Annotated in this window: 6 protein-coding genes and 6 tRNA genes; 1 reads left to right on the forward strand and 11 read right to left on the reverse strand. The window is 49.9% G+C overall.

Annotated elements, in window-relative coordinates; all coding sequences use genetic code 11:
* A partial coding sequence (locus L5656_RS10145) for a trigger factor family protein (protein ID WP_297202594.1) occupies positions 1-335 on the reverse strand: 335 nt, incomplete at its 3' end.
* A gap of 249 nt (positions 336-584) precedes the next feature.
* On the opposite strand from L5656_RS10145, the gene L5656_RS10150 reads away from it, so the two are divergent.
* Positions 585-1,601 (forward strand): YeiH family protein, encoded by a 1,017-nt coding sequence (locus L5656_RS10150; protein WP_297202597.1) that lies wholly within the window; start codon positions 585-587, stop codon positions 1,599-1,601.
* Positions 1,602-1,620: 19 nt separating this feature from the next.
* On the opposite strand, the gene L5656_RS10155 is transcribed toward L5656_RS10150, so the two are convergent.
* The 10 genes from L5656_RS10155 to murI all read right to left on the reverse strand — a co-directional run bounded on the left by L5656_RS10155 (position 1,621) and on the right by murI (position 5,466).
* On the reverse strand, positions 1,621-2,529 hold the full coding sequence (locus L5656_RS10155) for a selenium metabolism-associated LysR family transcriptional regulator (RefSeq protein WP_297202598.1): 909 nt from the start codon (positions 2,527-2,529) through the stop codon (positions 1,621-1,623).
* Positions 2,530-2,595: 66 nt separating this feature from the next.
* Positions 2,596-2,681 (reverse strand) — tRNA-Leu (locus tag L5656_RS10160).
* A 4-nt stretch (positions 2,682-2,685) separates the two neighbouring features.
* A tRNA-Lys gene (locus L5656_RS10165) sits at positions 2,686-2,761 on the reverse strand.
* Between the two features lie 11 nt (positions 2,762-2,772).
* Positions 2,773-2,847 (reverse strand) — tRNA-Gln (locus L5656_RS10170).
* A gap of 18 nt (positions 2,848-2,865) precedes the next feature.
* Positions 2,866-2,942: transfer RNA gene (locus L5656_RS10175), tRNA-His, on the reverse strand.
* A 24-nt stretch (positions 2,943-2,966) separates the two neighbouring features.
* Positions 2,967-3,043, reverse strand: a tRNA-Arg gene (locus L5656_RS10180).
* 75 nt (positions 3,044-3,118) lie between these two features.
* Positions 3,119-3,192 (reverse strand) — tRNA-Gly (locus L5656_RS10185).
* Positions 3,193-3,231: 39 nt separating this feature from the next.
* Positions 3,232-3,852, reverse strand: a complete 621-nt coding sequence (locus L5656_RS10190; RefSeq protein ID WP_297202600.1) for an XTP/dITP diphosphatase — start codon at positions 3,850-3,852, stop codon at positions 3,232-3,234.
* Positions 3,845-4,594: a ribonuclease PH gene (gene rph / locus L5656_RS10195; RefSeq protein WP_297202602.1), complete on the reverse strand. Its 750-nt coding sequence runs from the start codon at positions 4,592-4,594 to the stop codon at positions 3,845-3,847. The genes L5656_RS10190 and rph overlap by 8 nt, the downstream gene beginning before the upstream one ends.
* 53 nt (positions 4,595-4,647) lie before the next feature.
* A complete protein-coding gene (gene murI / locus L5656_RS10200; RefSeq protein WP_297202604.1) occupies positions 4,648-5,466 on the reverse strand; it encodes a glutamate racemase in 819 nt (272 codons plus the stop codon).
* Positions 5,467-5,658 lie beyond the last annotated feature (192 nt).

Below are 5,658 nucleotides of genomic sequence, written 5' to 3' on the forward strand. Positions count from 1 at the left end.
ACTTCTACAGTAGCCTTAAAAATAAGGGGCTGCCCCTCTTCCGCCTGAATTATCTCCACTTCGGGGTGGTCGATAGGTTCAATTTTAGTTTCCTCTACGGCCTGGCGGTAGGCTTCCGGTACCACCATATCTATGGCTTCATGATACAGGGGCTCTTTGCCTAGATACCGTTCTAATATAAACCGGGGTGCTTTTCCCCGCCGGAAGCCCGGTATGTTTACCTGGCGTACCAACTTACGGTAAGCTCTCTCAAGAGCTCTAGCTAGCTGGGGAGCTTCTACCTCTACTTCCAAAACTACCCGGTTACTTTCTAGCTTCTCCACTGTAGCCTTCATTTATGCTACGTCCTCCTCGAGGTTTTATACTTAGAGGATCATTTCGCTGTTTCCAAAACAATTCCTGCTAGAAGAAGGCCTCGGCCTAAGGTAGCTTTAGCCGAGGCTGGCTTTGTAGCCGCATTTTAACAAATATCTTGTGGAGCTGTCAAGCTTGTTAATAGAAGCCATAAATCTTCTATATTTTACTTCTTCCGGGCTACCATGGTATTTTAATCTCAAAAACCAAATATAGAGAGGAGGTTTGTTATGAGCACCAAACCCCTTACGGCCCAAGGCAGAAGCCAGAGCCTGGGGCTGGTGCCCGGACTAGGATTAACCTTTGTTTTAGCCCTGGTAGCCAAACAACTTTCTAGCCTGCCCTACCTTAACCTTTTAGGGAGTATGGTTCTCGCTATACTAGTAGGGATAGCCTGGCGGTACTTTATAGAAGTTCCTGCCACAGCCCTCCCTGGTATAACTTTTGCCACCAAAAATATGCTCCGTTATGGCATAATCCTTCTGGGCTTACGCCTTAATATACCCCAAATCCTCGCTACCGGAAGCCAGGCTCTACTTTTAGATGTAGGGACTGTATTTACTGCCCTCACCCTTATCCCTTTATTAGCTAAAAAAGCGGGATTGCCGGGAAACTATGGTTCGCTGCTCGCCATAGGTACAGGTATATGTGGTGCTTCAGCCATCGCCGCTACCGCTCCCGTAGTTCAAGCTCGGGAAGAAGAAGTAGCTATATCTGTAGGTATTATCTCCTTGATGGGAACCCTCATGGCCCTAGTGTATGTCTTACTTTACCCTATACTTCCCCTTTCGCCTACAGAGTTTGGGCTTTTCTCCGGTAGTACCCTCCATGAGCTGGGCCATGTGATAGCCGCCGCACAGGCAGGAGGTTCAGATAGCTTGGATCTAGCCCTCCTAGTCAAACTGGGTAGAGTAGCCCTCTTGGTACCCGTAGTTCTCTTCCTGGGGATATTCTATAATCTTCGGGGGAATAAGGCCACGCCCACTTGGCGAAAGCTCCCCATACCCTGGTTTATCCTGGGTTTTCTGGCCTTGAGCCTTCTTAACACCTGGCATGTCTTGCCTCCTTCCTTGGTAACTTCCCTTGTCCAGTTAGGGGTATTCTTCCTTACCATGGGTATGGCGGGGTTGGGCCTTAACGTGAACTTGAATATGGTAAGGCAGGTAGGCATCAAAGGCTTAAGTACCGGATTAGTAGGTTCCCTGCTCCTTGTTCTGTATAGCTATTTAGTTATATTTTTGATGTAGATACATGTAGATACATAACTTAATCCAGAAGGGTCAAGGCTTCCTTAGACAGCAACAATTTTAGGAAAGCTTCAGCTGACGGGCTACGAAATTTGTGCCGGCTATAGGCTACGCGCAACGACCGTTTAAAGTCCACCCCTTGTACCCTAACCTCCCGGAGCAGGTTGTTCCTGCTTTCTTTTTTTATAGCCAGCCGCGAGATAATAGCCACTCCCAGGCCCGCCTCTACAGCCTCTTTAATGGCTTGAGTGCTACCCAGTTCCATGGCTATTTTTAAAGCGCATAGATCTAATCCTGCTTTTTTTAGCCCTTCTTCTGCCACCTGGCGCGTTCCCGAGCCTTTTTCCCGGAGGATCACCGGCTCTCTCCTTAAGTCCTCTAAGGTGATCTCTTCTCGTTCGGCCCACGGGTGCTCCGGAGAAACAATGACCACCAGTTCGTCTTGGTATATGTCCTGTTGGATAAGGTCAGGGTGATCCACCCGACCCTCTACAAGGCCTAAGTCTAGCTCATGAGCCAGTATCCTGCGCACAATCTCTTGGGTGTTAGCGATCTGGAGGGTTATATCAACTTCTGGATACCTCTGTTTAAAATACCCGGCGATGCGGGGTAAAAGATATTCACCAATAGTTAAGGTGGCCCCGATCACCAGTTTACCTTTAACTTTCCCTGTTACCTCGGCCACCGCCTTGCGGGCTTCATCATAGAGCCGGTCTAGCTCTACAGCGTAATGATAAAGTACCCGGCCAGCTTCAGTCAGGGATACATGTCGATTATTCCGGTCTAAGAGCCGGGTGCCGAAATATTCCTCTAGATTCTGTATATGGATGCTTATAGCAGGCTGGGTCATGTGGAGCACCTTGGCTGCTCTGGAAAAACTCTTCTGCTCAGCTACTGCCTTAAACACCAGTAACTGGGTATCTAGCATAGTTAACCACCTATCCCTAAAGAAAAAAGGGGCTTTATGCCCCTCCTCTTTCTTAAAAATAAATTTTGGTGCGGGCGAGAGGACTTGAACCTCCACGGGCGAAGACCCACTAGATCCTAAGTCTAGCGCGTCTGCCATTCCGCCACGCCCGCACTTTGGTGAGCCATGGAGGAATCGAACCTCCGACACCCTGATTAAAAGTCAGGTGCTCTACCGACTGAGCTAATGGCTCACGGAGAAGAATGGCTGGGGCGGCTGGATTCGAACCAACGAATCACGGATCCAAAGTCCGTTGCCTTACCACTTGGCTACGCCCCAGCGCCAAAGTCTTAGAATTGGGGTGGGTGAAGGGACTCGAACCCATGACCCCCAGGGCCACAACCTGGTGCTCTAACCAACTGAGCTACACCCACCACGCCTGTTTTAACTCTATAGCATGGCGCGCCTGGCAGGATTCGAACCTGCGGCTCGCGGCTTAGAAGGCCGCTGCTCTGTCCAACTGAGCTACAGGCGCTTCTCTAACTCCTTGCTCCTAAAGCCTGCCGGGGCAACCTACGCTTGAAGCCTGCCCCGGCGTCTTTAGTTTTGATGGAGCGGGTGACGGGAATCGAACCCGCGCAACCAGCTTGGAAGGCTGGGGCTCTACCATTGAGCTACACCCGCAGGAGCAAGATTAATTATACCCTATAACCCCCGCCATCGTCAACCGTACCCTGGCTCTGATCGGCCAAAAACTCTAAGCAAGGCAGGCCAAATGGCCCGTAAAGCCCGGGCGCGATGGCTTAAAGTGTTTTTTAGTTTTAAATCAAGCTCAGCTAAAGTTTTACCTGCCTCTGGTAACAAGAACACGGGATCGTAGCCAAACCCGTGGGTACCTCGCGGTTCGGTAGCTATAACCCCTTCCAGGGATCCCTCGCCGGTATAGATATCACCCTCCGGAGTACATAGGGCCAACACGCAACGGAACCTTGCCCGTCTTTTTTCTTGTGGGTAACCTTTAAGAAGCCCTAGCAGCTTTTCATTATTTTGAGCATCCGTAGCCCCCTCCCCTGCAAAGCGCGAGGAATAAACCCCCGGGGCTCCACCCAGGGCTTCTACTTCCAAGCCCGAATCATCCCCTAGTGCTGCCAATCCCGTAAAACTTGAGACAAAGCGCGCTTTAAGGATCGCATTCTCCTCAAAAGTACGTCCTGTTTCAGGCGGAAGCTTTAAGCCAGGAAAATCCCGCAGTGAATAGATCTCCAGACTAAGAGGCTGTAAAAGCTCCTTAAGTTCTTTTACCTTCCCCAGGTTAGAAGTAGCAAGGACTAGTTTCTTAAGCACTGACCTCCCCTACCCGTTCGGCCAACGGTCCTAGGACCTCCTTCTGGATGGCTATGAGTTTAGCGATCCCTTCCCAGGCTAGGTCCAACATTTGCTCCATTTCAAGGCGGGAGAAGGTCCCCCCTTCACCTGTACCCTGAACCTCTACCAGTTGCCCTTTCCCCGTCATAACAACATTCATATCTACTTGTGCGGTAGAATCCTCTTCAAAAGAAAGATCTAACAAAATATGTTCATTAACCTTGCCTACACTAATGGCAGCCAGGAAATCCCGGACCGGAAGCCGGGACAAGGTTCCAGCTTCCACCAGACTAGCTAGAGCATCAACTAAAGCCACAAACCCACCTGTTATGGCTGCTGTCCTGGTCCCCCCATCGGCCTGCACTACATCGCAGTCGATCCAGATGGTCCTTTCCCCTAAAGCTTCTAGATCTACTACACTCCTTAAAGAGCGACCTATAAGGCGCTGGATCTCATGGGTACGGCCCGATAGTCTCCCTTTAGCTGCTTCCCTTACCGTCCTTTCTTTAGTAGAACGCGGTAGCAAGGAGTATTCTGCCGTTACCCACCCTTTACCCGTACCTTTCAAAAAAGGAGGGACCTTTTCTTCTACGCTGGCGCTGCAGATCACTTTAGTGTCGCCCAAAGTGATTAGTACCGAACCCTCAGCATACTTTAAATAATGACGCTGGATATCCACCGGGCGCAGGTCCCGGAGCCCCCGGCCGTCAGCCCTAACCATAAAATCCACCCACCGTTCCTAGCTAAAATTATTTAGAACCTAAAATCTAATACCTAATCTACTAGTTTTACCTGTTGGACAGACTGTAGCTCAGGCCAGCCTACTAATTTTTGGGCCGTGTTACGGAAAGTTTCTATTGGGCCGCTCACATAAAAAACATGGCTTTTAGACCCGTGAAAACTACGTAGCCCACCTTGTTCCCTTAAGACAGTAGCCAGCTCCCTCACCGTACTTGCCGCTGGATCCACCAAGACTACCTCCGGTCCGGTGATCTCCTGAATCAACGGAGCTAAGAAAGGGTAATGGGTGCATCCTAAGATTAAGGTATCAATCCCCTTCCTTACCAATGGGGTTACGTACTCGGCCACCGCAGACCTGGCCTCTTCTCCTTCTATGATACCTGCCTCAACCAAGGGGACCAAGCGAGGGCAGGCTTGAAGGTACACCTTAACTTCCGGAGACAGGGATTTTAGCAACCGCTCATGTACACCGCTGGCCACAGTAGCTTCGGTTGCTATTACACCGATACGGCCCCGGCGGGTTACCGCCAGGGCTTCCTTAACCCCAGGTTCAATAACACCCACAATGGGTAAATTGTATTTCTGCTTTAAATACGGCAGAGCTACAGCTGAGGTAGTATTACATGCATCTACTATAGCTTTAACACCTTGCTCTATTAAAAACTCTACGATAGCCTGGGCATAAGCGTTTAGCTGGTCTGTCGTTTTAGACCCGTAGGGGACGTGGGCAGTATCCCCGTAGTAAATAATAGTTTCTGCCGGAAGCTGGCGAAGTATTTCTCGTGCGACGGTCAACCCGCCCACACCAGAATCGAATACCCCTACCGGCTGCTCTGGCAGCACTTTTTTCATCTCCCCTGGAGAGCCTTATAGCGTTATAATCTTTAATTTACCCTTAAATCTATATGTAGGCACAAAGCTTTTTAAGAATAAACAAGCAAACCCATTCTAACAGAGAAGGGTCTTAAGCGCAAGGTATTATGGCGTATTAAAATATTTCTTCAGGCCCTCCAGGATACCCTGCGCGGCTTTGGCCTGGAAAGC

The organism is Thermanaeromonas sp., from assembly GCF_021890735.1.
In the GTDB taxonomy this organism is placed as follows: Bacteria; Bacillota; DSM-521; order Neomoorellales; family Neomoorellaceae; genus Thermanaeromonas.